The organism is Nocardiopsis quinghaiensis, from assembly GCF_008638365.1.
Classification (GTDB): Bacteria; Actinomycetota; Actinomycetes; order Streptosporangiales; family Streptosporangiaceae; genus Nocardiopsis; species Nocardiopsis quinghaiensis.
The window spans coordinates 31,134-54,307 of record NZ_VWVU01000033.1 but is presented as its reverse complement, the minus strand read 5'-3'; the positions used below and the strand labels follow the sequence as shown (position 1 = coordinate 54,307).

The 23,174-nt window shown below is 71.8% G+C and carries 19 protein-coding genes; 12 read left to right on the top strand and 7 right to left on the bottom strand.

Going from position 1 to position 23,174, the window contains the following annotated elements:
• Positions 1-179 precede the first annotated feature (179 nt).
• On the top strand, positions 180-836 hold the full coding sequence (locus tag FYX01_RS23970) for a DUF4333 domain-containing protein (protein WP_150245406.1): 657 nt from the start codon (positions 180-182) through the stop codon (positions 834-836).
• Between the two features lie 232 nt (positions 837-1,068).
• On the opposite strand, the gene FYX01_RS23965 is transcribed toward FYX01_RS23970, so the two are convergent.
• Positions 1,069-5,208, bottom strand: coding sequence for an SCO7613 C-terminal domain-containing membrane protein (locus FYX01_RS23965; protein WP_150245403.1), 4,140 nt, complete (start codon positions 5,206-5,208; stop codon positions 1,069-1,071).
• Positions 5,209-5,622: 414 nt separating this feature from the next.
• On the opposite strand from FYX01_RS23965, the gene FYX01_RS23960 reads away from it, so the two are divergent.
• Both FYX01_RS23960 and FYX01_RS23955 read left to right on the top strand, forming a co-directional pair.
• Entirely contained in the window at positions 5,623-6,327 is a 705-nt protein-coding gene (locus tag FYX01_RS23960; protein ID WP_150245400.1) for an aggregation-promoting factor C-terminal-like domain-containing protein, read from the top strand.
• A 44-nt stretch (positions 6,328-6,371) separates the two neighbouring features.
• A complete protein-coding gene (locus FYX01_RS23955) occupies positions 6,372-7,037 on the top strand; it encodes an aggregation-promoting factor C-terminal-like domain-containing protein (RefSeq protein WP_150245397.1) in 666 nt (221 codons plus the stop codon).
• Positions 7,038-7,226: 189 nt separating this feature from the next.
• Here FYX01_RS23955 and FYX01_RS23950 read toward each other — a convergent pair whose 3' ends face one another.
• The 3 genes from FYX01_RS23950 to FYX01_RS23940 form a co-directional block, all read right to left on the bottom strand.
• Positions 7,227-9,188, bottom strand: coding sequence for a serine/threonine-protein kinase (locus FYX01_RS23950; protein WP_150245394.1), 1,962 nt, complete (start codon positions 9,186-9,188; stop codon positions 7,227-7,229).
• Between the two features lie 207 nt (positions 9,189-9,395).
• The gene (locus FYX01_RS23945) at positions 9,396-10,784 is read right to left on the bottom strand and encodes a class II fumarate hydratase (RefSeq protein ID WP_150245391.1); all 1,389 of its coding nucleotides are present in this window, start codon (positions 10,782-10,784) and stop codon (positions 9,396-9,398) included.
• 231 nt (positions 10,785-11,015) lie between these two features.
• Positions 11,016-11,606 (bottom strand): DUF1707 SHOCT-like domain-containing protein, encoded by a 591-nt coding sequence (locus tag FYX01_RS23940; protein WP_150245499.1) that lies wholly within the window; start codon positions 11,604-11,606, stop codon positions 11,016-11,018.
• A 198-nt stretch (positions 11,607-11,804) separates the two neighbouring features.
• Between FYX01_RS23940 and FYX01_RS23935 the strand changes: the two genes are divergently transcribed.
• Both FYX01_RS23935 and FYX01_RS23930 read left to right on the top strand, forming a co-directional pair.
• Positions 11,805-12,731 carry an ABC transporter ATP-binding protein gene (locus FYX01_RS23935; protein ID WP_150245495.1) on the top strand — a complete coding sequence of 309 codons (927 nt, stop codon included), beginning with the start codon at positions 11,805-11,807 and terminating at the stop codon, positions 12,729-12,731.
• Entirely contained in the window at positions 12,728-13,555 is an 828-nt protein-coding gene (locus FYX01_RS23930) for an ABC transporter permease (RefSeq protein ID WP_150245388.1), read from the top strand. Before FYX01_RS23935 ends, FYX01_RS23930 begins: the two co-directional genes overlap by 4 nt.
• A gap of 106 nt (positions 13,556-13,661) precedes the next feature.
• Here the strand turns inward: FYX01_RS23930 and FYX01_RS23925 are convergent, their stop codons facing one another.
• Entirely contained in the window at positions 13,662-15,359 is a 1,698-nt protein-coding gene (locus FYX01_RS23925; protein ID WP_190394465.1) for a hypothetical protein, read from the bottom strand.
• Positions 15,360-15,535: 176 nt separating this feature from the next.
• Positions 15,536-16,576, bottom strand: a complete 1,041-nt coding sequence (gene glpX / locus FYX01_RS23915) for a class II fructose-bisphosphatase (protein ID WP_150245382.1) — start codon at positions 16,574-16,576, stop codon at positions 15,536-15,538.
• Positions 16,577-16,746: 170 nt separating this feature from the next.
• On the opposite strand from glpX, the gene FYX01_RS23910 reads away from it, so the two are divergent.
• The 4 genes from FYX01_RS23910 (at position 16,747) to FYX01_RS23895 (ending at position 18,992) form a co-directional block, all read left to right on the top strand.
• Positions 16,747-17,355, top strand: coding sequence for a TetR/AcrR family transcriptional regulator (locus tag FYX01_RS23910; protein WP_150245492.1), 609 nt, complete (start codon positions 16,747-16,749; stop codon positions 17,353-17,355).
• 215 nt (positions 17,356-17,570) lie between these two features.
• Positions 17,571-18,155: a DUF4245 domain-containing protein gene (locus FYX01_RS23905; protein ID WP_150245379.1), complete on the top strand. Its 585-nt coding sequence runs from the start codon at positions 17,571-17,573 to the stop codon at positions 18,153-18,155.
• A gap of 73 nt (positions 18,156-18,228) precedes the next feature.
• A complete protein-coding gene (locus FYX01_RS23900; RefSeq protein WP_150245376.1) occupies positions 18,229-18,645 on the top strand; it encodes a MerR family transcriptional regulator in 417 nt (138 codons plus the stop codon).
• Positions 18,645-18,992: a thioredoxin family protein gene (locus FYX01_RS23895; protein WP_150245373.1), complete on the top strand. Its 348-nt coding sequence runs from the start codon at positions 18,645-18,647 to the stop codon at positions 18,990-18,992. The genes FYX01_RS23900 and FYX01_RS23895 overlap by 1 nt, the downstream gene beginning before the upstream one ends.
• A gap of 106 nt (positions 18,993-19,098) precedes the next feature.
• Here FYX01_RS23895 and FYX01_RS23890 read toward each other — a convergent pair whose 3' ends face one another.
• Positions 19,099-20,070, bottom strand: coding sequence for a 4-hydroxy-3-methylbut-2-enyl diphosphate reductase (locus FYX01_RS23890; protein ID WP_190394464.1), 972 nt, complete (start codon positions 20,068-20,070; stop codon positions 19,099-19,101).
• A gap of 296 nt (positions 20,071-20,366) precedes the next feature.
• Between FYX01_RS23890 and FYX01_RS23885 the strand changes: the two genes are divergently transcribed.
• The 3 genes from FYX01_RS23885 to xseA all read left to right on the top strand — a co-directional run bounded on the left by FYX01_RS23885 (position 20,367) and on the right by xseA (position 23,174).
• Positions 20,367-21,215, top strand: a complete 849-nt coding sequence (locus FYX01_RS23885; protein ID WP_150245370.1) for a DUF8129 domain-containing protein — start codon at positions 20,367-20,369, stop codon at positions 21,213-21,215.
• 145 nt (positions 21,216-21,360) lie between these two features.
• Entirely contained in the window at positions 21,361-21,873 is a 513-nt protein-coding gene (locus tag FYX01_RS23880; protein ID WP_150245368.1) for a DUF3060 domain-containing protein, read from the top strand.
• Positions 21,874-21,941: 68 nt separating this feature from the next.
• Entirely contained in the window at positions 21,942-23,174 is a 1,233-nt protein-coding gene (gene xseA / locus FYX01_RS23875; RefSeq protein WP_190394463.1) for an exodeoxyribonuclease VII large subunit, read from the top strand.

The window sequence follows — 23,174 nt, the reverse complement described above, 5'->3', positions numbered from 1 at the left end:
AGCGTGTCCCCAGGTGCCGAGCAGGTCGTGGGCCGACTCGTGCGGCTCCCCCGCGAACACCGGGTGAACGAACCGGGCATGAGACCACGGCTGCATATCGAAAGGCTCGCTTCCGGAACCTCCACACCGTTTCCGGTGTCTGTCCACGTGGCATGTCACCGCACACTGAGGAGGCCGCGATGCGGCAGTTCGGACGTCATCGAATCATCGGAGCGGCTCTGGGAGCGCTGCCCCTGGTCCTGTCCACCGGCTGCTCGTTCGACTTCGGTATCGGTGGCCCCGCCGCCGTCGACGCCGACCAGGTCGCCCAACGGTCGAGCGAGATGCTGACCGAGCAGATCGGCCAGGCCCCGGACGGGTTCACCTGCCCCGAGGACCTACCCGCGGAGGTGGACGCCGAGATCCGCTGCGAGCTCACCCACGGCGGCGAGAGCCTCGGCGTGACCGTCACGACGACCTCGGTCGACGGTGACGACGTCCAGTGGGACGTCCAGGTCGACGAGGCCCCGGCCGGCGACACCGCCGCCGAGGAGGACGGCGCGGCCCAGGACGACGCCGAGGAGACCGCCGCCACCGACAACGCCACCGCCGTGGCGAGCGAGGGCCAGGTTTCCGCCGCAGAGGTCGTTGAGCAGTCAACCGCAGCGCTGCAGGCTGCTGGCCGTTCCCCCCAGAACTTCGCCTGCACCGCCTCCCACCTCCGCGCGGAGGTGGGAGCCGAGATGAGTTGCAACTTCTTCGAGGGCAGCGTTCTGCACAACGTCACCATCACGACGACCGCTGTCGACGGCGGCACTGTCACGTGGGACATCCAGGTCGACGAGAAGTCCTCGTAGCGCCGACGGTATCGTCCGGGTTCCCTCCCCCAGGCCGGGAGCGACGGCCGGGGAAGGGCTCGGACGACGGCACTCACCCACCACGGGCGCGCCGCCGTTCTCCAGCGCCAGGGGCACCCGGGGCCGGCGGCCGCGTTACGGGCCCTGACCAACCCCGCGCTCACACTGGCCCACCAGCGGTCGCGGAGGCGGGCGAAAACCTCTGTCGGGATCAGACGGCGGTCCGCGCGGCTCAGCGCATGCCCATCACCAACCGGCCCAGGCGTCGCAGCCGTTCCAGGCTCGCCTCGTAGCGGGCGCCGATCACCAGCAGCAGCACGCCCGCCACGGCGAACGGCAGCCAGTTCGGTACCAGCCGGGTCAGGTCCCACAACGGCGGTCCGAACGCCCGCAGCGACGTCGCCACCAGCACCACCCCGCCCAGGACCAGCGCCGCCTGGAGCCGTCGACGCAGACCCCACACGACCACGGCCAGCCCCAGCACGAGCACGGCGGGCACCCTCCAGACCATGCCTCCCTCCAGGAACACCAGCACCACCGTGGGCAGGAGCAGCAGCGTCAGTCCGCCGCCGTAGGCGGACCAACTAGACGGTGTCCCGGCCGCCTTGCGGCTCCACTCCCAGCCGATGGCCAGCGCGGCGAGGGCGGGTGGCACCGTGTACGCCTCGGGTACGGCCACGTCCCACGCGGCCAGCACCGTCCACAGCGCGGCGAACATCAGCAGGGCGCCCACCAGCGCGGACCAGCGCCGGTTCGGCCGCACGGCGGTCGCCAGCGCGACCACCCCGACCACCGCCAGCGCCAGCGCGACCAGTTCCAGCCGTGCCCCCGCCGACACGGTGGTGACCAGCGCCGCCACCGCCCACAGGCACGCCGGGACCTCCGCCGCCGGCACCAGGGGACCGCGCAGCCTCGGCGCCGCCGCGGCCACCGCGGCGACCATCGCGATCGGAGCCAGGGCCGCGTACTCCACGGGAGCCCCCAGCAGCAGCGGCAGGGCCAGGGCGAACGCCCCCGTCGCCGCCGTGGCCACCGCCGTGGCGCCGACCGCCGGAACGGGGGTCCGCGCCAGCGCCGCCACCACCGCGCCGACCACCGCGACCGCCATCAGGGCACCGGTGTTCGCGTGCTCCTGCGCGAGTGCCCAGCTCGACCCCAGCACCAGGGTGAGGAGTCCGGTCGCCCCCGCCAGCGGGCCGGCCCACCGGTCCCGGGTCAGAGCCGACCACAGGGCCAGTGCCGAGCCCACCGCGAACGTCCACACCAGTACGACGAGGAACGGCGCGTCCAGGATCAGCGGCAGCGGAACCAGCGCGGGCGGCACGACGAGGGCGGCCGTGTGCGGAGCCCATCGCCGCGCCAGCAGCGCGGCCGCTCCCGCGGCCAGCAGCCCGGACACCAGCACACCGACCGCCGCGGCGACGGACGCCTCCAGAGGTCCGGCCAGGCCGAGGAAGGCGTGTGCGGACTCCACCAGGGCCGACGGAGGGGCCGAGGCCGGGGGATGGGCCCGTGAGAACAGCGCCAGCGCGGGCAGCGTGCGCGGCCCCACCACCAGCGGGACGGAGGCCAGCAGCAGCATGCCGACCACGGTGAACGGCGATATCACCGGAGCCGGACGGGACACCGCCGGGGAGACCGAAGCGCCGGGAGCCGACGTGCCCGAGGACGACGGCGGAGACGGCACCTGCCCGACCACCATCGAGGCCGACGCGACCAGCAGCAGGGCCGCGCCCAGGAACCACCAGGACACCGGGTCGGCCACCGCGTCCAGAGCGAAGGTGGAGGCCAGGGCCACGAGGCCGGTGGGCAGGGTGAGCGCGCCCAGGACCAGTGTCACGGTGCGCACCAGCGGCACCGGTCCTCCGGGCCACCGACCGTTCAGACGGTGCAGCACCAGCGCTTCGGCCAGCGCGGTCGCGGCCACCAGCACGAGCGCGACCAGGGTCGTGTACCACTCGGGCAGTGCCCAGACCAGGCCCAGCACCAGGGTGAGCAGCCCCGAGACCGCCGGGACCCAGCCGGACCCGTGTCGGGCGGCGGGCGCGGCGCACAGCACGAGAACCGTCCCCACCAGCACCGTCCACACCACCGCCACCACGTACGGCAGCCCCAGGACCAGCGGCAGGGGGACCAGCGCGGTCGGCGCGGCGAGTGCGGCGGCGGTCGCCGTCCGGTGCCGGTCGAGCAGCCGGACCAGCGCCACCGCCGCGGCACCGGCCGCGAGCACCCCGACCGCCGTTCCGGCCGCCGCCGCGCCGCCCGCCTGCGCCGACAGCCCCAGGACCGAGTACGCGGGGTCCGACATCGCCGACACCGGCTCCGACCACGGTTCGGTGCGGGCGAGGAGCGGCAGGCCGGGGCTCTGGGCGCGCCCGGCCAGCAACGGGGCGGTCGCCAGCAGGAGCAGCCCGAGGAGGGTGAACAGCGCCCGCGGGCCGGGTACGGAGCGGTCCGCCCGAGCGAAGGGGGCGGGTACCCGGCCGAGCACCAGCGCGGTCGCCCCGGCCGAAAGGCCGGCGACGGCGATCAGCCACCACGCCGGGGGCGGCACCGCCTCCGAGATCACGAGCCCCAGCAGGAAGAACGCCCCGGTCAGCAGGGCCAGCGACCACAGGAGCAGTCCCGCCCCGTACAGCGCCGCCGGGGCCTCCCCGGGTGCGGTACGGCGGTACAGCAGCACGGTGACCAGTGCGGTCACGCCCAGGAACAGCAGCGCTCCCAGGGAGGTGTACTGGTGCGGGAGCGACCACAGCAGACCGGTGGCCAGGGTCAGGGTCCCGGTGGCCGCCGGGACCCAGGCCGTGCGCCGGCGCGGCGGCAGGGCCGTGCCCAGGACCAGCGCGGCGCCGACCAGCAGTGCCCACACGGTCGCCACCACGTGCGGCAGCCCCAGCAGCAGCGGAAACGACAGCAGCGTGGGCGGGACGACCAGGGCAGCGGCGGGCACGAGCACGTCGCGGCGCAGCAGGACCACCACGCCCAGGGACAGGACGGCACCGACCAGGACGGCGGCCAGGTGGAGCGTTCCGTGGGCCTGAGCGGTCATCGGGCCGGACAGTTCCAGCACCCGGAGCGCGGGCTCGGTCACGGTGGAGGGACCGCCGCTCCACGGGGCCGCGGGCACCCGTGGCAGCACGGGCAGGTGCGCGGGCCCGGCGGCCAGCGGCGTCATACCCAGAGCCAGGAGCGCGATGACCGTGGGGGCGCTCGCGGGGGCACGGCTCCCGGCGGCGGTGCCGAGGGGGCGGCGGGCGAGCAGCAGCCCGGTCGCACCCGACAGCAGCAGGGCGGCGGCCAGGGCCCACCGGGTCTGCGGAGCGTCGGATCCGGGGTCGGCGAGGACCAGCGCGGCCGTCAGGAACAGGGTGAGCGCCCACAGCACCGTCGCGGTGACGTGGAGGGTGCGCACGGGGCGGCCCGGTCGGGGCCCACCGAGCCACCTGACCACGAGCAGGTCGCCGAACGCGGTCGCGGCGAGGACGGGCAGCGTCCAGAGCCACACCTCCCCGGGGGGAAGGGAGAACATCAACAGCACCGGAACCGGCTGACACAGCAGGACGGCGATGACGCGCGGGGACCGTAGCGGCACGAACACCGGATAGAGCACCATCAGTGAGCCGATGGCGGCCAGCGCCGCGGCCGTGTAGCCGGGGCCGCCCCCGAGCCGGTCGGACATCAGCAGCCACAGGGCGAGGGCGTCGACGCACAGCAGCGCGGCGGCCAGGCAGCCGAAGGTCTCGGCGGTGGCCCTCAGACCGCGCCGGTGCAGGGGGAGGGCCAGGGCGGCGAAGGCCATGGTGGTGACCCCGAGGACTCCGGCGCGGGCGCCGGTGCCCATGTCGCTCCACGTCCAGATGGCGAAGACCAGTGCGGCGATGCCGACGAGCAGGCCGCCCAGCCCGAGGATGACGTTCTGCGCGGAGCGCCGGGTGACCTCCCCGGTCAGCGGAGCCTTCGGGGGACGCGAGGGCGCCCGCACCGCCTCTTCCCGCTGGTGCTCCGGGGCGGCGCGGGCCGGTTCGGGCGCCGGTCCCTGGGGCCGTTGCTCCGCGACACCGGCCGCCTCGGCGGAGGCGGGGGCGCCGACGGCACCTGCGGCGTCGGCCCGGGTGCCCGCATGGGAGGCGGCCCGTGCCGACTCCTCCCGCAGGAGTCCCATCACGGAGGCGCGTTCGCCGTACAGCTTCTGCTCGCGGTCGTTGAGCAGCGCGATCTCGGAATCGATCCGCCACAGGCGCTGGGCCGTGCCGCCGACGAGGAGGAGTCCGCACCGCGGGCAGTTCCGGAGCTGGACGGGCAGGGGAGCGCGGCAGTCCGGACAGCTGGACCGGAGGCCCTCGGGGAAGGGCGGGGATCCGTGGACGTTCATGGCGCCATCCTCGTCCCTGGTGGAGCCGCGCACATCCGTACGGGTACTCAGGAGCACCGCGTCCGGTGGGACGTGTCCTCCGTGAGGAGCGCCGAGACCCTCTCCGCTCCCCGGAGTGCTTTGGCCATCTCCTGACTCTTCGTGTCGAACGCCAGGTCAAAGCCCCGCATTTCGGATGCATTCCGTGATGTGAGCCAAGGCACAGTAAAACCGGCGTTACTTCATCGTGACGATGGTGCAGTCTGGAACCGCTGCGCACACATCCCCTCCCACGTGATGCGCCCCGTGCCGCGGTCGGTCGAACGGCAGGTCCGTCCCCCCGCGCACACCACCCCGGGCCACGTGGTCAGCAGCGGCGAAGCACAACACACGAAGGCCCGTGGGGCACGTGTGCGTCTACGCGAAAGGGCGATCTTGCCACCCAGTCTGTTCTCACTGCGTCACGCGGGTGCCGTCGGCGCCGCGGCCCTCGTCGCCGGAGGCACGTTCGCGGTCGCCGCGACCTCGTCGAGCGGCGTGGTCGGCCCCGGACAGCTCACCTCCTCCGCGGCGGTACCCGAGCAGTCGGCAGTGCTCCAGAAGCCTGCAGGGGGAGGCGCCGACGACTTCTTCGCCGCGCAGCCCGACCACGGCGACCGGGAGGACCAGCGCGAGGAGAACCGGGTACGGGCCGAGACGGCGGTCGACGCGGCCGTTCGGTCCGCCAGCGGGGAGGGCAGTGAGATCCCCGAACCCGAGCCCGAACCCGAGACCGAGGCCGACTCCTCCGGCGGTTCCGACTCCTCCGGCGACGTATCCACCGCGCCGGCTCCCTCCGGGTCGCCCAAGGAGATCGCCCTCCAGATGGTGCTCGACGAGGGTTGGGGCGAGGACCAGTTCAGCGGCTGCCTCGAACCCCTGTGGGAGAAGGAGAGCAACTGGAACCACACCGCGCAGAACCCCAGCTCGGGCGCCTACGGCATCCCGCAGTCCCTGCCCGGCAGCAAGATGGCCTCCCACGGTGACGACTGGCAGACCAATCCCGCCACCCAGATCGCGTGGGGCATCGACTACATCAAGGGCCGCTACGGCGATCCGTGCGGAGCCTGGTCCCACTCCCAAGCCAACAACTGGTATTAATAAGGCTTTCCCCGCCCATGACCCCCCTCTTGGGAAAGGCAATCGTGCTACTCAACCGAATGTCGCTGCGCAGTACGGCGGCGGTCGGTGCGGCGACCCTCGTCGCGGGTGCGACCTTCGCCGTCTCCGCTTTCGCGGATGACGACGTCGCCCCGGACGTGGCGGCCAGTGCCGCCACACCGGACGCCGAGGAACCCACCGCCGACACCGAAACCGGGGAGGCCGCCGACACCGAGGCCGAGTTCTTCTCCGAGCAGTTGAGCCAGGAGGAGCTCCAGGCTCTGCGCGGCCAGGCTCAGGAACAGCGTGACGCGGCTCGCGGCAACGGAGTCCAGACGACCCAGGTCGAAGGGAGTGACATCGAGGAGGAGAAGGAGGAGGAAGAGGAAGAGCCCCCCGTCTTCTCCGGGGACCCCAAGGGCATCGCCCTCCAGATGGTGCTCGACGAGGGTTGGGGCGAGGACCAGTTCAGCGGCTGCCTCGAACCCCTGTGGGAGAAGGAGAGCAACTGGAACCACACCGCGCAGAACCCCAGCTCGGGCGCCTACGGCATCCCGCAGTCCCTGCCCGGCAGCAAGATGGCCTCCCACGGTGACGACTGGCAGACCAATCCCGCCACCCAGATCGCGTGGGGCATCGACTACATCAAGGGCCGCTACGGCGATCCGTGCGGAGCCTGGTCCCACTCCCAGTCCGTCGGCTGGTACTGATCCCGGCTGGTACTGAACCGGGGTCGTCCACAGCCCCTACCGCCGACGCCCCCCCACGGGGCTGGATGGATACAGGGGCCCACCGGAACCGCCGGCCTCGTGCCGCTCCGCATCACGCCAACGGCCCCCGCGATCCCGCGGGGGCCGTTCTCCGTCGGCGGTGCGCGGCGGACAGGCGCCCGCCCGCGCTCAGAGGTGCGGGGTGAACGTCTCGATGACGTCCTCGTGCAGGTCGTCGTAGTGGTCGGCGTCCCCGCGCGGCACGTTCACACTGACCAGGTAGAACACCCGGCTGCCCTCGTAGTCCATGCTGATCGCGTAGGCCCAGAAACGCCGCTCCGGGGTGGCCCAGGTCTCGTTGGTGAGGTCGGCCTCCACCAGCGCGACGTCCCACCCCTCCCCGAAGTCGTCCTCGTCGAAGTCCTCCAGCTCCAACTGCGTGAAGCCGGTCGTGACGTCGCCGGAGACGCCGGTGCCGCCCCTGGTCTCCTGGAGGTACTCGGCGCTCGTCCCGGTGAACTCCTCCTCGGTCCACCCGGTCACCCACACCTGGCGGTCGCTGCCGGGCGCGACGAACACCGCCAGGGTGTCGTCGATCTGGCTGTCGTCCACCTCCCACCCGGCCGGGTAGTCCACGGTGAACCACTCCGAGTCGAAGGTCTCCAGCTCGTCGTAGGACGGCGGCTCCCCGCTGTCGTCCCCGTCCTCCCCGTAGTCCCCGCCGTCATGGTCCTGTCCGCCGTCGCCCTCCTGGCCGCCGCTGCCGTTCCCGACGTTGGCCTCCTCGCCGTCGGAGGACGCGGTCGGAGGAGCCTGGCTCTCGGACGGGCTGACCGGCGTGGCCGTTCCGCCCGCGGTTTCCTGGTCCGGGAGCAGGAGCACCACGGCCACGACCGTGGCGATGAGCAGCAGAGCCACCGCACCCGCGCCCACACCGAGCAGGACCTTGGTGGTTCCCGAGCCCGGCTGTGCGTTCCCGCCCACGGGAAGCGGACCGTGGCCCGGGGCGGGACCTCCGGGACCACCCGGGCCGCCGTGGCCTCCGGCGTGCACCGGCTGGTGCTGGTAGGACGGCGCCGACCGGTGCCCGGGGCCCTGCGGGAACGGCGCCTCCGGGTTCGGCGGCCCGCCCGGCCCACTCGGTTCGTTCGGCCCCGCCGCTCTGCCGGGGCCGGTGGGTCCCATGTGCCCCGGAGGAGGCCCCTGTGGCAGCGGGGGCCGTGTGACGGGGTGGCCGCCAGGCGGCCCGCCGAACGCGGTACGCCCTCCGCTCGGCGCGTGGTGGACACTCTGCGGACCGCTGCCGAATCCGGGGGCTCCACCGCTCGGACCGCCGCGTTCGCGCAGCAGGGCCAGCGCCCCGTCCACGGTGAGCCGCCGGTCCGGATCGCGTTCCAGCAGTCCCGTGATGACCGGCTTCAACCATCCGGTGTGCGTCATGGGCGGCAGCGGCGCGGAGATCACCGCCGCGATCGCCGCCGTGAGGCTGTCCCGGTGGAACGGGGACGCCCCCTCCACGGCCGCGAGCAGGGTCACGCCGATACTCCACAGGTCGCCCCGGTGATCCGCGGGAGCGCCCTCCAGCCTCTCCGGCGGCATGTACTCGGGGGAGCCGACCAGCGCACCGGTACGGGTGATGCTCGGTCCGCCCTCCACCGTGGCGATGCCGAAGTCGGTGAGGACCACCCGGCCGTCCAGGGACACCATGATGTTGCCGGGCTTGATGTCCCTGTGCAGGACTCCGGCCGCGTTCGCCGCCTGCACCGCCTTGAGCAAGGATTCCGCGATCTCCGCGACGACGTCCACCGGCAGGGCGCCCCGCTCGTCGAGCCGTTCCTGGAGGGACCCGCCCTCGATCAGCTCCATGACCACCCACGGGTTGCCGCCGTACTCGAGGACGTCGTGGACGGTGATCACCGTGGGATGGCTGATCCGCGCCGCCGACCGCGCCTCGCGCCGGACCCGGCCGTGCGCGTCCGCGCGCTCGGAGTCGGTGAGGTGGTCGGGGAGAAGCACCTGCTTGATCGCGACGACGCGGTCCAGGGACGGGTCGAAGGCCTCCCAGACCACGCCCATACCGCCGCGTCCGAGTTCGCGGCGCAGAACGTAGCGGTCCGCGACGACGCGTTCACTGTCGCTGTTGCTCGACATGTACTGCCCTCTCGAAAGGCGGGCTTCTCGGTGCTCTTTCCAAGAATGTCGGATGCCTCCCGTGCGTGGAAGGTTCCCGAAGCGGGGAACGCGCCGCACCCCCGTCCGGCTCCGCCCGGCCCCGACAGGGGAACACCCCGCGCACGTGCGCGGGGTGCCCCGTGACCGCTGTCGGCGACCGGTCGCCCGGACCGCCGTGCCGCCCGGCTACTGGGAGTTGGTCATCCTCAGCACGTCGAGGGCCTCGTCCAGCTGCGCCTCGGTGAGCTTGCCGTCCTCGACGTAGCCGCGCTCGACGACCACCTCGCGGATGGTCTTCTTCTCCTTCAGCGACTGCTTGGCGACCTTGGAGGCCTCCTCGTAGCCGATGTAGCGGTTGAGCGGGGTGACGATCGACGGCGAGGACTCGGCGTAGACGCGGCACTGCTCGGTGTCGGCCTCGATCCCGGCCACGCAGCGGTCCGCGAACACGCGCGAGACGTTGGAGAGCAGGCGGATCGACTCCAGCACGTTGCGGGCGATCATCGGCAGTTGCACGTTCAGCTCGAAGTTGCCGCTCGCGCCGCCGAAGGCCACCGCGGCGTCGTTGCCGACGACCTGCGAGGAGACCTGGAGCATGGCCTCGCACAGGACCGGGTTGACCTTGCCCGGCATGATCGAGGAACCCGGCTGGAGGTCGGGCAGGAGGATCTCGCCCAGGCCCGCGGTCGGACCGGAGCCCATCCAGCGGATGTCGTTGGCGATCTTGGCGAAGCCGATCGCGATGGTCCGCAGCTGGCCGGAGAGCTCGACCAGGGCGTCGCGGGCGCCCTGCGCCTCGAAGTGGTCGCGGGCCTCGGTCAGGGGCAGGCCGGTGTTGGCGGCGACCTCGGCGATGACCCGGGCGGAGAAGCCCTCGGGGGTGTTGATGCCGGTGCCGACGGCGGTGCCGCCCAGCGGCAGCTCGGCCACGCGCGGCAGCACGGCCTCCAGCCGCTCCACGCCGTAGCGCACCTGGGCGGCGTATCCGGCGAACTCCTGGCCCAGGGTGACCGGGGTGGCGTCCATCAGGTGGGTACGGCCGCTCTTGACCACGGAGGCGAACTCGGCCGACTTGCCGGTCAGCTCCTGCTCCAGGTGCCGCAGCGCCGGAACGAGGTCGTTCTGGACGGCCGAGGTGGCGGCGATGTGGATGGAGGAGGGGAACACGTCGTTGGAGGACTGCGACGCGTTGACGTGGTCGTTGGGGTGCACCGGGGAGCCGAGACGCTCGGTGGCCAGCGACGCCACGACCTCGTTGGTGTTCATGTTGCTGGAGGTGCCCGAGCCGGTCTGGAAGACGTCGACCGGGAACTCACTGTTCCACTTGCCCTCGGCGACCTCCAGGGCGGCCTCGCGGACGGCCTTGCCGAGGTCCTCGCCGATGACGCCGAGCTCGGCGTTCACCTTGGCCGCGGCGGCCTTGATCTGGCCGAGGGCGGCGATGTGGGCGCCTTCGAGGCCCTGGCCGGAGATCGGGAAGTTCTCAACGGCACGCTGCGTCTGGGCCCGCCACTTGGCCTCGGCCGGAACCCTGACCTCACCCATCGAGTCGTGCTCGGTACGGAACTCGCTCATCGCAACCCATCTCTCCTGGGAAAACCTGTGAGCTCCAGCCTGCCAGACGCACGGGAGCACACCGCCACCTCACCCGGGCTTGGCGGTGTTGCGCGCGTCATGTTGACAACGCCGCAGGTCGCCGCGGGCCAGGGATCGGGACGGGGCCCGCCACCGCCCCCGTCGGCCGTTCCGCCGACCGGCCCAGCGAACCGCTGGGGCGACGGCTTCCGGATCCGGTGCCGCTCCGCCTCAGGCGCCGATACCGCGGCGGGGCTCCCGGCGTCGCCAGCCCAGGAGGCCGCGGCGCCGGGGCGCGCGCACGCGCACCACACCGAGGAGGGAGAACCCGTCGATCTCCAGCACGGGAGGGCGGGACATGTGCGAGCGGCGGGCGGTGGTGGTGCGCCTGCCCAGGAACGACCAGCCGTTCAGCCGCACCTCGACGCCCTCGGGGACGTCGATCTCCACGCGGCCCAGGACGGCGGTCACGGTCATCCGGTGGTGGTTGCGCATGAGGAGTGCCTCGCGCATGTCCACCTCGACCCTGCCGAGGAGGGCCACGGCCCGCTCACCGGGATAGGCCACCCAGCGTCCCCCGCGCCTGACGTCGCCGAACAGGCCGAGGACCGGTTGCGGATCCAGCCGGATGGGCTGTCGGTCGGGGGGCAGGAGGTCGGCGGTGATTCCGGGCAGCTCGCCGAGGGTGCGCGCCTGGTGCGCGAGGGAGGACCGCTCCTCGAACTCCTCCAGGTCCAGGCGCCCGTCGGCGACGGCGTCGCGCAGTGCCTTCAGAACCCGTTCGCGGTCGGTGTCGGAGGCACGGAGCCGCTCAGGGGACACTTCCTCACTCACACCACCAACCTTAGGCGAAGCCGTGGGACGGATCTCTCCGGACGGGACCGTTCTCCGGCGGGGCGCGGGGCGGGCGGAGCCGGGACCCGCCGGGCCGAAACCCGGTGGAAAATCGTCCTACCGCGTGTCTACCGTGGTCCCATGACCACATCTGACCCCGGGCACCGCCTGCCCGGGAGTGCTTCCATGACCTCCCTCGACACCTCGGCCGTGCCCGCTCTGCTGCTCCGGGGCGTCGTCAAGCGCTTCGGCTCCCTCACCGCCGTCGACGGACTCGACCTGGAGGTTCCCCAAGGGGTCGTCCTCGGGCTCCTCGGGCCCAACGGCGCGGGCAAGTCCACCACCATGAAGATGCTCACCGCCCAGTCCCTGGCCGACGAGGGCGAGATCCGCATCCTCGGCCACGAGATCCCCGCCGAGTCCAAGTGGGCCCGGGCCCGTATGGGGGTCGTCCCCCAGCACGACAACCTCGACGAGGAACTCACCGTCGAGCAGAACCTGCGGATGTTCTCCTACCTCTACCGGGTCCCGCGCCGCCAGCGGGGCGAGGCCATCGCCCGCGCCATGCGGCTGGCCCAGCTCGGCGACCGGGGCGCGACCCTGGTCGACGACCTGTCCGGGGGGATGCGCCGCCGCCTCCTCATCGTCCGTGCCCTGCTGCACCGGCCCGAGCTCGTCCTCATGGACGAGCCCACCGTCGGCCTGGACCCGCAGGTGCGCCAGGACCTGTGGAGCGCCATCTCGGCGCTGCGCGACGAGGGAGTCACCGTCCTGATGTCCACGCACTACATCGAGGAGGCCGAGCGCCTGTCCGACGAGGTGGCGCTCATGGCCAGGGGCAGGGTCGTCGAACGCGGCACGCCCGTCGACCTCGTCGCCAAGTACGCGGGCGCCACCGTGGAGGAGTACCTCCCGGACGAGGAGGGGGTGGACGCCTTAGAGCGCCTCCTCCACGGCCACGGCTTCACCACTCGCCGCACCGGTACCACCGTGTCGGTCCTGCGCGCCGAGGAGCTGCCCCAGTCCCTGCGAGACAGGCTGGACGTACCGCTGCGCAGGGCCAGCAACCTGGAAGACGTGTTCGTGACCCTGACCGGGGAGAGTGTGGAATGACCGTCCAGCAACAGCAGGCCCGGGAGGACGCACGTCCGGAGGTCCACGCCCGCCCCGGCCGGTTCGAGGCCGACGCGGTCATGGGCGTCGTCGCCCGCGAGTGGATCCTGTACGGCCAGTCCTGGCGGGCGACCACCTTCGCCGCGGTGGTCGAGCCGACCCTCTACCTGCTCTGCTTCGGCTTCGGCATGGGCGCCCTCATCGGAACCCTGGCCGGGTACAGCTACATCGACTTCCTCGGCACCGGCATCGTGGCGGTGTCGGTGATGTTCCAGTCGATGATGCCCGCCGTCATCAACACCTTCATCAAGCGCCGCTTCCTGCACACCTACGAGGGCATCCTCGCCACACCCGTGGACGTACGCGAACTCGTCACCGGCGAGGCCCTGTGGCTGGCGATGCGCTCGGGCGTGTACGGGTGCGTCCCGCTGCTGGTCGCGATGGGGTTCGGGCTGCGCCCCGGACCCGGCATGCTGCTGGTGCCGTTCATCGCCTTCCTCGCCGGGTTCGCCTTCGCGCTCTTCGGCATCTGGATCTCCGCCGTGATCACGTCGGTGCGGTCCATGGACTACGTGTTCAGCGGCCTGTTCACCCCGCTGTTCCTGGTGGCGGGCACGTTCTTCCCGCTCACCGAGCTGCCCGGCTGGGTGCAGAACGCGGCCATGGCCAACCCGCTCTACCACGCGGTCGAGCTGATCCGCGGAGTGGTCTTCGGCGGACTCGGCGCCGGTCCGGCGCTCGTCCACGTCGGAGTGCTGCTGGGATTCATCGTCCTGATGTGGTTCCTGGCCGGTTTCCAGATGCGTCGCCGAGTCGTCGGCTAGGGCGCGTCCGGCCGGAGACCCACCGGCCCCGGATCCCTGAGACGCGGACGGCGTGGGAGGCCACCGTCCTCCCACGCCGTCCGCGCGCCGCAGCCGCCCTGCGCGGCTACTCGCCGCCGCTGGGCGACCACCGCAGTTCGAGGCCGCTGCGCCGCCCGTCCTCGGTGACGCTCAGCGCCATACCCAGGGCACCCCACTGGTCGGGGTCGCGCACCTCGGTCCCGGTCAGCACCTGGCGCATGTCGAAGTACCCGGCGACCACCGCGTCGTCCATCTCCTGCATGGTCTGCTGGAAGACCGGGTCGTCGCCCAGACGCCCCGTGGCACTGCTGCCCTGGGACACCACCACGGCGTCGCCGTCGGTGTCCACGCCCGGGGGAGTGGCGTAAGGGTCGGTCATCATGTTCCCGACGAAGTCGCCCAGGACCTGCTCGTCACCGCCGACCGCGCGGTACTGGAACGAGAACTCCTCACCGTCGTAGGAGGAGCCGAAGAAGCTCTGCATGTCGATGCCGGTGACACCGAAAGCGGTCGAGGAACCCAGCAGCCGGGTGAAGCCCTCCGGCAGTCCGGCGCCCATTCCGTTGAACGTGCGCTCCATCTCCTCCAGCTGGCCGCTGTTGGTCACGAAGGGGAGTTCGTCGTTTTCGTAGGCGTCGGCCAGCGCCGTGTCCAGGCCGCTGGCGCCGAGCGCCATGACCGTGTTCTCGGGGAGCGACTCCAGAGCCGCCACGCTCGCGCCCGGGGTCTCGGACAGCCACGCCATACCGGCGCCGTCCACCTCGAAGTCGAAGACGTCCGTCCGCGCCTCCAGGTATTCGCCGTCCACGCGCAGGGTCGCGGTCGCCCGGCCGCTCATCTCACCGGTCTCGGCGGCCATCTCGGACTCGAAGCTCCGGGCGAACTCCTCGACCTCCATCAGCCGCGCGAAGTCCGACCACCCCACGGCGAGGCTGCCGCTGGGCACGTCGGCCATGTCGCCGGAGAAGGTGTCCGAGTCCGCCAGGGGGCCGTGCTCGTCCACCTGCGCCTGACGGTCGTCCAGCGCCGCCCGGGAGTTGGTCAGGAGTGCGAAGCCGTTGACCACCTCGAAGGAGAGTCCGTCCCCGTCGCCGATCGCGTTGAGCCCCTCCTCGGCCAGCTGCTCGTCCTCCACCGCGAGCGCCACCACAGCGGCCACACCGGCCCCGTCCTCTAGCTGGGCCTCACCACTGGAGGGCCACATCGCGAAGCCCACGCGCTGGCCGATCCACTCCGCGACCTCGTCCTGGCTCTGCGGGGTCTCGGGGAAGGTCTCCAGGAACCCCTCGGCGAACAGGTCCCCCATGTCGTCGTCGGGCTGGTCCATCTCCTCGGTGACCTCGTCCGGGAGCCGGTCCACGAACTCCATCAACTCGATCGCCTGGGAGCCGTCGATCGACAGGTCGAGCTTGGCGAAGGCGATCGAGTTCGCCGGAAGCACCTCCTCCGGCTGCGGCCCGCCGAAGTTGACGAGGGAGACGGTGGCCCACACGGTCGTGGCCATCACGACGACCGCCGCGCCCGCGGCGACCGGGATCAGCCAGCGCTTGCGGTGACCGCCGCCGCCACCGGGCGGCACGTGTCCGCCCGGGTGAGGCCCTCCCGGGAACTGGCCGCCGGGTGGGGGACCGCCGGGGAACTGGCCACCCGGTGGTGGGCCACCGGGACCTCCCGGGCCCGGGAAGTGCTGACCGGGGCCCTGCGGCGGGGGGAAGCCCTGGCCGGGCCGCCCGGGCTGCTGGGGCCCCCAATGGGGCTGCTGTGGGGGATCTGGATAGGACATCGGACCTCCGGCCGGGAGTGACTTCGCACGTGATCGCACAACCAATGCCGGGTCTGATGCCGGCGCACCCCGGTGTGGTTCGCGTCCCGTGCCCGCTTTACGGGGGGCGGTCGGGAAAGAGGCCCCTTCGGGTGCCCCGTGCCGGCGGTGACGGGGCACCCGGGCCGCGGTGCGGGTCAGGACTCCTTGCCGCGCTGGGGGGCGGAGGTCAGGTCCACGCCGCTGTAGGAGGCCAGCTTGCCCAGGCGGTGCTCGCTGAGCACCTGACGGACGGTGCCGCTGCGTCCGCGCATGACGAGGGAGTCGGTGATCACACGTGAGGCCTCGTACCGGACACCGCCGACCAGTTCGCCGTCGGTGATGCCGGTCGCGGCGAAGAAGACGTCGTCGGAGCAGACGAGGTCGTCGGTGTACAGCACACGGTCCAGGTCGTGCCCGGCGCCGATCGCCTTCTGGCGCTCCTCCTCGTCCTTGGGCCACAGACGGCCCTGGATGGTGCCGCCCAGGCACTTCATGGCGCACGCGGTGATGATGCCCTCGGGGGTGCCGCCGATGCCCAGGAGCAGGTCCACACCGGTACCGGCGCGGGCGGCCATGACGGCACCGGCCACGTCGCCGTCGCTGATGAACTTGATACGGGCGCCCACGTCGCGCACGTCCTGCACGATCTGCTTGTGGCGGGGGCGGTCCAGGATGACGACCGTCACGTCCTGCGGCGACTTGCCCTTGGCACGGGCCACGGCGCGGATGTTGTCGGCCACGGGTGCGGCGATGTCGACCACGTCGGCGGACTCGGGGCCCGTGGCGAGCTTCTCCATGTAGAACACCGCGGACGGGTCGAACATGGTGTTGCGCGGGCTCATCGCGATCACCGCGATGGCGTTGGGCATACCCATGGCGGTCAGGGTGGTGCCGTCGACCGGGTCGACCGCCACGTCCCAGTCGTGGCCCCCTCCGTCGCCCACGCGCTCGCCGTTGTAGAGCATCGGGGCGCTGTCCTTCTCGCCCTCGCCGATCACCACGGTGCCGTTCATCGACACGGTACTGATCATGTGCCGCATACCGCGCACCGCCGCACCGTCCGCACCGATCTTGTCGCCCCTGCCGACCCAGCGGGCCGCGGCGAGCGCGGCGGTCTCGGTGACGCGGACCAGCTCCAGCGCGAGGTTGCGGTCGGGTGCCGTGGACTGCTCGGACGGGTTGCTGGGCTGCGACATGGGTGTGACACCTTCCGTCAGGGAACAGGGCGGAGTTGCAGGTCTTAGGGTAGTCACCCGACGTGATTCCCGAGCGGCCACGGGTGCTTCGGCACCACCCGCCCCCGCCGCCGCTTGGCGGGGAAGGTCTACTCTGGCGGGATCGGCCGGACTGGAGTGAGGGCGTGACAGTGGACAAGACGGACAAGCCCGCGAAGCCCGCACGGATCTCCCCGCGCGGCGCGGCCACCCGCACCGCCCTGCTCAAGGCGGCCGCCCAGGTGTTTCGCACGGTGGGCTTCGCCAGGGCCGGTGTGAGCGAGGTCGTGTCCGTGGCCGGGGCCAGCGTCGGCAGCCTGTACCACCACTTCACCGGCAAGGCCGACCTCTACCTCGCCCTGTACGAGGAGTTCCAGCAGCGTCAGCAGGAACGTACCCACCAGGCGGTCGTGGAGGCACGCGCCGGAGGGGAGAAGGACCCCACACGGCTGATGAACATCGCCGCCCGCGCCTACCTGCTCGGGTGCATAGAGGAGAGGGAGACCACGCGGCTGTTCTTCAGCGGTGACGGCCCGCCCGGGTTCGACTACCAGCTGCGGTCCCGGCTCACCCGGTGGACCGACCGCAACGTGGCACTGTTCCGCAAGGCGGACGAGCCCGTGGACGAGGCGCTGCTCATCGTGGTGAGCGGTGCCATGCTCCTGGCCGTGGCCGAGGTGGTCCAGCGCGACGACGCCGAGGCGCACAAGCTCGCCGACGACATCACCCGGCTGCTCACCCGGCTCGAACCCCGGCGCTAGGGAGTGTTCTTCAGAGGGCTTCCGGGTCGGTGGGCGGCCGTCCAGGCGATCTCCCGCGAGGCGATGTGCGGAGCCCGGCCTGGCCCTGCTCCACGCGCGCGGAGGCGTAGCGAGAGGCAGCCCGGCGGACGCGAGTCCGGAACGACGCAAGAAACACGGCCTAAGGACACCCCGGGTCCACGGGGTCCCGGACCTGCGGCAAGCTGGACGGTGTCATGAGTGAGCACAGCCGGTCCAGAGCGACCTTCAAGAACTACGCCATCTCCCTCGGGCTCATCGTCGGCATCGTCCTGGTCCTGGTGTTCGTGGTCTCCACGCGCTCGGGAGAGAACATCCCGTCGGTGAACTACCGGTCGGACGCCGACATCCTGAGGAACTCGGCGGACTACCCGGTGACGGTGCCCTCCGAGGCGCTCGCGCGGGAGGGGTGGACACCCACCAGCTCCACGCTGGAGGTGGCCGAGTCGGGCCCGGCCGCGTGGAGCGTGGGCTTCGCCACCGCGAAGGACAGCCACGCCATGTTCACCCAGAGCGACGCCGACCCGGACGCGGTCGTCCAGGAGAGGACCAAGGGCGCCGAGGAGGCGGGCACGGTCTCCGTCGGCGGCGGTGAGTGGGAGCACTACGGCTCCGAGGACTGGGACGCCCTGGTCCGGCGCGGAGAGGGCGTGACCCTGGTCGTCGCCGGCCCCGCCGACCTGGACGAGCTGACCCACCTGGCCGAGGGCCTGGAGACCGATCCCGCCGGTGGTGACGCGGAGCCTGAGTCCGACACGGAGCCCGGAGACGGCGGAGCCTAGCCACGCACACCGGAGATCCGGCTCGGTGGCCTTCCCTTGCCTTGACGTGAACGGCAAGGTCTACGGTCGTCGCATGCGCATCGGTGAACTCGCCAGACGTACGGGGACGACGACGCGCGCACTGCGCTTCTACGAGTCCCAGGGGCTGATCGGGGCGCGGCGCTCGGCGAACGGCTACCGGGAGTACGGCGAGGAGGAGTACCGGCTCGTCCGCGAGATCCTGGCCCTTCAGTCGGTCGGGTTCAGCCTGGAGGACACCAGGCCGTTCGTGGACTGCCTGCGCTCGGGCCACGAGACGGGGGACTCCTGCGCCGACTCGATCCAGGTCTACCGGCGCAAGCTCGCGGAGATGGACGCCTTCCTGGAGCGGTTCGAGGCGATGCGCGGCAGTCTCGCGGCCAAACTGTCGGAGGCCCTGGCCAGACGTGCGGGGGGACGCGGCGCGGCGGGACTGTGCACCGTTGAAGTGAACGACACGGAGGAGCCGTGATGTCACCCGTGAACATGCCCGTCGACGTACCCGCGGTGACGGACGATACCTTCGAACGTGAGGTCCTCGGCCGCGACGGACCCGTCCTGCTGTACTTCTGGGCACAGTGGTGCCCCTCCTGCCGCATGGTCGCTCCGGTGATCTCCCGGATCGCGGAGGAGCGCGCCGGCTCGCTCACCGTCCGCAGGATCAACGCCGACGAGAACCCCCTCACCACACGGAACCAGCAGGTGATGTCGCTGCCGACGCTGATGCTCTTCCTCGACGGCCGACCGGCGCTGACTCTGGTCGGCGCGCGGTCGAGGGCCCGGCTGCTGTCGGAGGTGGACGCCGCCCTGGAAGGCTGAGAGGCCGCCCGGACACGGCGAGGCGCCCGGCCGGTTCCGGCCGGGCGCCTCGTGTGCCCGTTGGTCCTCCGCGCCGCGGGGAACGCGCGCTGAGACCCCCTCCGCGCTACTCGGCGCGCAGGTCGCGGCGCAGCTCCTTGGGCAGAGAGAAGGTCAGCGTCTCGTCGGCGGTCGTCACGGGGGTGACCGTGCCGTACCCGTGACCGGACAGCTTGTCGAGCAGCTCGTGCACCAGGATGTCGGGCACGGAGGCGCCACTGGTCACGCCGACGGTGGTCACGCCCTCCAGCCAGGAGTCGTCCATCAGCGAGGCGTTGTCGATCAGGTGGGCGGTGTCGGCACCGGCTTCCAGCGCGACCTCCACCAGGCGGACCGAGTTCGACGAGTTGTCGGAGCCGACCACGATGACCAGTTCGCACTCGGGCGCCATCGCCTTGACCGAGTCCTGGCGGTTGGAGGTCGCGTAGCAGATGTCGTCGCTGGGCGGGTCGAGCAGGTTCGGGAACTTCTCGCGCAGAGCGTCCACCGTCTGGTTGGTCTCGTCCACCGACAGGGTGGTCTGAGACAGCCACGACACGTTGTCCGGGTCGCGCACCTGGACCTTGTCGACCTCGTCCGGGCTCTCCACGATCTGGATGTGCTCGGGGGCCTCGCCGCTGGTGCCCTCGACCTCCTCGTGGCCGATGTGGCCGATGAGGATGATGTCCCGGTCCTCGGCCGCGAAGCGCTTGGCCTCCTTGTGGACCTTGGTGACGAGCGGGCAGGTGGCGTCGATGGTCTTCAGGCTGCGCCGCGCCGCCTCCTCGTGGACGGCCGGGGCGACACCGTGCGCGGAGAAGACGGTGATGGCGCCCTCGGGCACCTCCGCGGTGTCCTCGACGAAGACCGCGCCGCGCTCCTCCAGCGTGCGCACCACGTGGGTGTTGTGCACGATCTGCTTGCGCACGTAGATCGGGGCGCCGTACTGCTCCAGGGCCTTCTCGACGGTGATGACAGCGCGGTCGACACCGGCGCAGTAACCCCGGGGATTGGCGAGGAGCACACGCCGTTGGTTCGTGGCAGTCGTCATCGCAGTCATGCGTACATCCTAGGTTGCTTGGGCGGTGTACGACCCGGGTGTGGGATAAGGCACCGCGGCGGTCGAACCGGCGTGAAACCGGGGCCAGAATGACGGTATCGCAACGAGGTATCCCCGGTTGGGCTCCGAAGTGGCGAAATCGTTCACTTATCTCCTGCTCATGGTGTTCGTCCCTCCTCTATCCTGGTTCACCAATCGCATCTGTTACAGGCGGTCCGCCCTCAACTCGGCCCTGCTGGTTTGCTGGACGCGTGCCGCTCACCCCACCCGCCGACAGCATCAGGAGCCCCCGTCCTATGTCGAATCCGACACTCGCCACGAAGCTGGTCACCCTGGTCAAGGGGATCTTCGGGCGCAAGGAAGCCGTCCCCGCGTCCTCGGACGCGGCCCAGGAGACGACTGAGACCACCGCGGCCCCCACCGCGGCAGAGAAGACCCGGGGCGAGGCCCCCGCGGAGAAGGCCGCGGCGAACGAGGCCCCCGCCGAGGAGAGCGGGAAGGCCGAGGAGGCCGAGCCCGCCGGGTCCGCCGAGGCCGCGCCCGCCGACGGCGGGAAGGCCGAGGCCAAGAGGGCCGAGACCACCGGGACCTCCACCAAGGCCGGGGCGAAGGAGACCCCCGCCGGGAAGCCGGGGAAGAGCGGGCCCGTCGAGGCCGCCGCCCTCGTCGAGAGCGCTCCCGCCGGGGAATCCGTCGAGTCCGCCAAGGCCGAGCCCGAGCCCGAGGCCGAGTCCACCAAGCCCAAGGCCAAGGCCAAGCCCGCCAAGGCCAAGGCCAAGCCCGCCGAGGCGGAGAAGGCGGAGAAGGGCCAGGACTCCCGGACCGGCTCCGCCGCTCCGGCCACCACGGACGTCTCCGAGGAGAGCTCGGCCATCGCCGAGGAGTTGGAGGTCGCCGAGGCGCACACCAAGGTCACCAGCGACGAGGTCCTGGAGCAGGTCCGCAAGGGTGCCGCTCCCTCGGCCGAGGATCTCGCCGTCCCCACCTACGACGAGCTCACCCTGCCGTCGGTCCGCGCCCGCCTGCGCAAGCTCACCATCGAGCAGGTCCGCGACCTGCGCGCCTACGAGGTCGCCCACCAGGGCCGTTCCGAGTTCATCAAGATGTACGACAACCGCATCAGCAAGCTGGAGTCCGGGGCCTGACGTGCGCGTACGGTTCGACGTGGCGGGAGGGCCGCCGGTCCGCAACCGGCGGCCCCCGTCCGGCACGGGAACCATAGTGCGGCGCGGTACGTCCTATCGGGCGGAAAGAGCACACCGACGCCCTCCGTCCTAAGGGGACTGATTCATGCGTTCCACCACCTCCGCCGCCGCGCTTCTCGCGGCCTCCGCACTCTGGCTGACCGGATGTTCGGTCGGCATTCCGGGGACCGACCAGGAGGTGAACGTCGACTCCGAAGGCGTGTCCGTCGGTGGCGAGGACGGTGAGGTCTCCGTCGAGTCCGACGGCGACGTCTCGGTCGGCAACGGGGACGGCGGCGTGACCCTCGACGAGGGCGGGGGCGTGTCCGTGGACAGCGAGACCGGCGACCTGACCGTCGCCGCCGTCGAGGGCAGCGTCACCGAGGACTGCGAGGGCAGGAACGTCAAGGTCACCGCCGGCAACGCCGAGGTCGTCCTCAACGGCGAGTGCGGTGAGGTCTCCGTCCTGGGCAGCGGGCTCACGGTGCACGTCGGCAGCGCCGACTCCATCCACGTGACCGGCGCCGACAACACCGTCCACCACGCCGAGGGCGAACCGGAAGTGACCGACATCGGTGTGAACAACACCGTCTCCGCCGGCGGCGACGCGACCGGCTGACCGCGTCGCCCGTACCGCGTGGCGGGCCTGCCCCGAACTGTCACCGCCCTCGCCTAGGCTCGGTTGCCATGGGCATGGAGAGTTCCGCCGATGCGCCGCAGCCGGTACGCGTCGTCCTCAACGCAGTCGGCCAGTGGATCGGTCGCCTGGGCCGGATCTGGGTCGAGGGCCAGATCGCCGAACTGAACCGACGGGGTCGCATGGCCTACATCACGTTGCGCGACCCCGTCGCCAACGTGTCGGTACGCGTGGTCTGCCAGACCTCGGTGCTGGACGCGCAGAGCCCGCCCCCCGAGGCCGGGGCGCGCGTCGTCGTACACGCCAAACCCGACTTCTACGAGGTCCGCGGCACCTTCTCGCTGCGCGCCCTGGAGATCCGCCACGTCGGTCTGGGCGAACTTCTGGCCCGGCTGGAACAGCTGCGCCGCACCCTGACCGCCGAGGGGCTCTTCGACGCCGAGCGCAAGCGCCCGCTGCCCTTCCTGCCCAACACCGTCGGCCTCGTCTGCGGCCGCGACTCCGCCGCCGAACGCGACGTGCTGGAGAACGGGCGCCGCCGCTGGCCCGCCGTGCGCTTCGAGGTGCGCCCGGTCGCGGTCCAGGGCGACCGCGCGGTCCGCGAGGTGCTGGAGGCGCTCAAGGAGCTGGACGCGCACCCGGACGTCGACGTCATCGTCATCGCCCGGGGCGGCGGCTCCCTGGAGGACCTGCTTCCCTTCTCCGACGAGGCCCTCGTGCGCGCCGTCGCCGCCGCGGGCACTCCCGTGGTGAGCGCGATCGGGCACGAGCAGGACGCCCCGCTGCTCGACCACGTCGCGGACGTGCGCGCCTCCACCCCCACCGACGCCGCCAAGAAGACCGTTCCCGACGTCGGCGAGCAGCTGGAGATCATCCGCCAGCTCCGCGACCGGGGCCGACGCGTGCTCAAGGGCGGGGTGGAGCGCGAACTCGCCTGGTTGGAGGGCATGCGGTCCCGGCCGGTGCTGGCCAGCCCGGTCCGCGAGATCGACCGGCTCACCGAGCAGGTCGGGGACCTGCGCGACCGGGCCCGCCGGAGCCTGACCGTGTCGCTCGACCGGGCCGCCGACGGACTCGGCCACACCCGGGCGCGCCTGCACGCCCTGTCACCGGCCACCACGCTGGCGCGCGGGTACGCGATCGTGCAGCGTGAGGACGGGTCGGTGGTGCGCTCCGCCGGGGAGCCGGACGTGGGGGAGGCCCTGCGCGTGCGGTTCGCCGAGGACAGCCTGACCGCCACCGTGGAGTCAGTCCACACCGAAGACACCGCCGAGGGGGAGTAG

Coding starts and splice junctions, on each gene's coding strand:
- FYX01_RS23925 (WP_190394465.1), bottom strand. CDS start 15,359: ATGTCCTATCCAGATCCCCCACAGCAGCCCCATTGGGGGCCCCAGCAG.
- FYX01_RS23935 (WP_150245495.1), top strand. CDS start 11,805: ATGACCTCCCTCGACACCTCGGCCGTGCCCGCTCTGCTGCTCCGGGGC.
- FYX01_RS23950 (WP_150245394.1), bottom strand. CDS start 9,188: ATGTCGAGCAACAGCGACAGTGAACGCGTCGTCGCGGACCGCTACGTT.
- FYX01_RS23895 (WP_150245373.1), top strand. CDS start 18,645: ATGTCACCCGTGAACATGCCCGTCGACGTACCCGCGGTGACGGACGAT.
- FYX01_RS23890 (WP_190394464.1), bottom strand. CDS start 20,070: ATGACTGCGATGACGACTGCCACGAACCAACGGCGTGTGCTCCTCGCC.
- xseA (WP_190394463.1), top strand. CDS start 21,942: ATGGGCATGGAGAGTTCCGCCGATGCGCCGCAGCCGGTACGCGTCGTC.
- glpX (WP_150245382.1), bottom strand. CDS start 16,576: ATGTCGCAGCCCAGCAACCCGTCCGAGCAGTCCACGGCACCCGACCGC.
- FYX01_RS23900 (WP_150245376.1), top strand. CDS start 18,229: ATGCGCATCGGTGAACTCGCCAGACGTACGGGGACGACGACGCGCGCA.
- FYX01_RS23970 (WP_150245406.1), top strand. CDS start 180: ATGCGGCAGTTCGGACGTCATCGAATCATCGGAGCGGCTCTGGGAGCG.
- FYX01_RS23905 (WP_150245379.1), top strand. CDS start 17,571: ATGAGTGAGCACAGCCGGTCCAGAGCGACCTTCAAGAACTACGCCATC.
- FYX01_RS23880 (WP_150245368.1), top strand. CDS start 21,361: ATGCGTTCCACCACCTCCGCCGCCGCGCTTCTCGCGGCCTCCGCACTC.
- FYX01_RS23965 (WP_150245403.1), bottom strand. CDS start 5,208: ATGAACGTCCACGGATCCCCGCCCTTCCCCGAGGGCCTCCGGTCCAGC.
- FYX01_RS23945 (WP_150245391.1), bottom strand. CDS start 10,784: ATGAGCGAGTTCCGTACCGAGCACGACTCGATGGGTGAGGTCAGGGTT.
- FYX01_RS23930 (WP_150245388.1), top strand. CDS start 12,728: ATGACCGTCCAGCAACAGCAGGCCCGGGAGGACGCACGTCCGGAGGTC.
- FYX01_RS23885 (WP_150245370.1), top strand. CDS start 20,367: ATGTCGAATCCGACACTCGCCACGAAGCTGGTCACCCTGGTCAAGGGG.